Raw genomic sequence first — 3263 nt, forward strand, 5'->3', positions numbered from 1 at the left:
TCAACATCCGCCCCCGCAGCCTCCACCGAGGCCAATGGGACAACGTCCTCAAACCCTTCCGCACCCCCGGCGGAGCACGCCGCTACCCCAAAGAACACATCGCCACCCTCCTCAACCAGCCGGATGAGTCCGCCCCCGCCCCCTGAAACCGTCAGGCCGTCGCGGTGCGCACGAGGGTGTCGTAGGTGTCGGTGGTGCGTTCCAGGGCCACGTCGAGCCCTCGCGCCCACGCGTCGAGTTCGGCCTGGGCGGCCAGGCCGTCGCGGTCGTCATCGACCACCAGTTCCAGTTCGACGAAGACGCCCAGGCCCTCGACCAGGTCCACGCACACCCCGATGGGCCCTGTGGTGCCGGTGCGACGGTGCTTGACGATGCGCACCGTGGGTTCGTAGCCCAGCGCCAGCAGGGCCCCGTGCATCTGCTCGCGGTCGGCGACGATGGTCTCGTACTCCACGCACTCCATGGCGTTGGCTAGCGGGGTCTTGGTGGTGAGCAGGTGCACGCTGCCCTGGGTGCGCACACGGGCGAAGGTGTGGCCGACCTGGCCCAGCTCCGGCCGCCAGCCAGCGGGGGCGTAGGCCTGGTCGTCCTGGTAGACAGGGTCGCTCATGCGCACCCCGGCCTGTTTGAGCGCGGCCAGCAGCGCTTCGAGGTCGGCCACCCGGTACTTCGTCTCGATCTCCCGCACCACAGGCCCCCTCGCGTCTCGGCACCACCGTCCCGGCGAGCGTACCGAGACCGCGCCCCACCAGGCGGGAGTTTCCCAAGACAGGCCCATCCCCGCCTGCGCGGGGCTCACCTCACCGCCACCCAGTCCGCCGCCACCGGCAGCGGTCCATCCCCGCGTGCGCGGGGCTCACCGCGACCACCGCAAGGCTCTGCACAAGCATGGCGGTCCATCCCCGCGTGCGCAGGGCTCACGTCCATGCGCGGGTCGCTGCGCCTACCCCACCACCCTTCCCGAGGAAAAAGCCGCCGACCTGACCGACGGTTAAGCCGCAGAAGGTGATGAACAGGGCGGGCCCACGCCTATGCAGTGACAGGGCCCTTCCGCGAGACACCTTACCCCGCAGGGGTTCGCGCCTACACTGCCCTCATGGCGAAAACCCTCTACCTCGTCGTCTCCGGCGCCCCGGCCCCCGAGGGTATCCCTGACCTCGTGCGTCGCTTCCAGGGTGACGGCTACCAGGTGGTGTGCTTATCCACCCCCACGGGTGCCCGGTTTCACGACCCGGCAGAGCTGGAGGAGCTGACCGGGGAGCCCGTTCGTGTGGAGTACCGCATGCCTGGCACCGGAGCGGGCCTGCCGCCGGCCGACCTCGTGCTCGCCTGCCCGCTCACGTTCAACTCGGTGAACAAGTTCGCCAGCGGCCACGCAGACAACTTCGCGGTGGGGCTGCTGTGCGAGATGGTCGGCTACGAGGTACCCACCGTCGTCGTCCCCCACTGCAAGCCCCAGCTCGCCAGCCATCCGGCGTTCCAGGCCAGCCTGCGAACCCTCAGCAGCATCCCCGCCGTCACCCTCGTCTACGACGACAAGGCCCCCTACGAGTCGCGCATGCCCGCATGGGAACACCTGCACCGAACCGTTCGCACTCTCTAGCTGGGAGGCCCAGCGTGGACGCAGCCACCAGAGGCCAGATCATCCGCTCGCACCGCCGACGACGCGGCTACAGCCAGACCGTACTCGCTGGTCTCGTGGGCCGCTCCGAGTCCTGGCTGTCCCAGGTCGAACGCGGCAAGCTCCCGGTCGACAGCCACGAGGTGCTGTCGAGGCTCGCGGACGTGCTCCGCCTCCCACTCGACGAGCTCACCGGAACCACCGAAGAGACCATCCCTGTGCGCTATGCCCCTGCCGACGCCATCGAACGCGCCATGATGCGGTACACCTCCCTGGAGGTGATCGTCGCTGAGACCGGCGGCACCCCTCAGGCTGTTGATGTGGAACGCCTGCGCGCCGAGGCCCACCACACCTACGCCGCCTACCAGGCCACCCGGTACGCCGAAGTAGGCCGCCGCCTCCCCCGCCTCATCCGCGATGTCGAGGCAGCCGCGCGCTCACGCGGCGCAGACCGCCCAGCCGTGTGCTCGGCCAGGGCGATGGTCTACAACACGGCCGCCGCCGTCCTGCGGCGTGTCGGCGCGAAGGACCTGGCATGGCAGGCCGCCGACCGGGCCATGTCCGCGTCCGAGTGGGCCGACGAGACCCTGCTGGCCGCCGTCGGCGCCTACCGGCTGTCCTACGTTTTCATCAGCCGTGGCAACCCCGACGTGGCTGCGGAGCTCGCGATGGGAGCGGCGCACGCCCTGGAACGGCGGATGCGCCCCGGCACCCCGGAAGAGCTGTCGGTGTACGGGGGGCTGCACCTGGCGGCTGCGACGGCCGCCGCGGCCGAGTACGACCGGGCTGCGGTCCCCCGGTTCCTGGCCCAGGCCCAGCGGGTCGCCGACCGGCTGGGCCAGGACCTGAACTTGCACGGAACGGCGTTCGGGCCAACGAACGTCGCCATCCACACCATCAGCACCAGCGTCAAGACCGGAGACGCGAAGACCGCGGTCGCCGCAGGAGAGACCCTCGCCGTCGAGCACCTGCCCGCCGGGCTCGTCGGCCGCCGTGCCCAGGTGCACCTGGACGTGGCGTGCGCCTACGCCCAGACCCGTCAGGACGCCGCTGCCGTCAACACGTTGTTGGAGGCGGAGCGGATCGCCCCGGAGCTGGTGCGGCACGACCCGGCGACAGGGAGGGTGCTGACAGAGCTGCTGCGCCGAGAACACCGCCGATCCACCCCTGAGCTGCGGCCGTTGGCCCAGCGCGCCGGGGTCAGCTGACCCCGTCCCCGCGAAAGACCCGCAGAAAACTGCGGGTCTTTTACCTTTCCTGGGCTGCGAATCTGCGCGGGCTCCGCGACTTACCGTCAGAGCGCACCAGCCGAAGGAGGGCCACCATGGGGCAGGACCAACGCACGCAGGGGAGCGCATTCGAGCGCCTCGCGGCCGACCATAGCGGCTGGACGATCAACCGCGAGCCCCGATCCGCCAGCCCTTCGGTGTGGGCCGCTACCCGCGGCACCGAGCACCTGGTGGCGCCGACCGCCGCCGATCTGCTCGACCGGCTGGAGGGCCAGGAGCTGGCCCGCCTTCAGGCCGAGTACGGCGGCCGGTACTCCATCCGCCACTCCCGCACGCTGTGGATCGCCACCCTCCGCGTTGACGACGGCACCGAGCCCACCCTGATGTGTGACACCTGGCCCGAGATGGAAACG

4 protein-coding genes are annotated in these 3263 nt (G+C 70.5%); 3 read left to right on the forward strand and 1 reads right to left on the reverse strand.

Annotated elements, in window-relative coordinates:
• Positions 1-151: 151 nt before the first annotated feature.
• Complete coding sequence (locus tag DQW06_RS25285; RefSeq protein WP_041553104.1) at positions 152-688, reverse strand: class IV adenylate cyclase; 537 nt, start codon at positions 686-688, stop codon at positions 152-154.
• 408 nt (positions 689-1096) lie between these two features.
• On the opposite strand from DQW06_RS25285, the gene DQW06_RS25290 reads away from it, so the two are divergent.
• From DQW06_RS25290 to DQW06_RS25300, 3 genes are all read left to right on the forward strand, one after another.
• On the forward strand, positions 1097-1603 hold the full coding sequence (locus DQW06_RS25290; protein ID WP_013152683.1) for a flavoprotein: 507 nt from the start codon (positions 1097-1099) through the stop codon (positions 1601-1603).
• A 14-nt stretch (positions 1604-1617) separates the two neighbouring features.
• On the forward strand, positions 1618-2829 hold the full coding sequence (locus tag DQW06_RS29840; protein ID WP_013152682.1) for a helix-turn-helix domain-containing protein: 1212 nt from the start codon (positions 1618-1620) through the stop codon (positions 2827-2829).
• A 116-nt stretch (positions 2830-2945) separates the two neighbouring features.
• Positions 2946-3263: hypothetical protein (locus DQW06_RS25300; protein ID WP_117199442.1), on the forward strand; the 318-nt coding region annotated here is incomplete at its 3' end.

The organism is Nocardiopsis sp. TNDT3, assembly GCF_003427465.1.
GTDB classification, from domain to species: Bacteria; Actinomycetota; Actinomycetes; order Streptosporangiales; family Streptosporangiaceae; genus Nocardiopsis; species Nocardiopsis dassonvillei.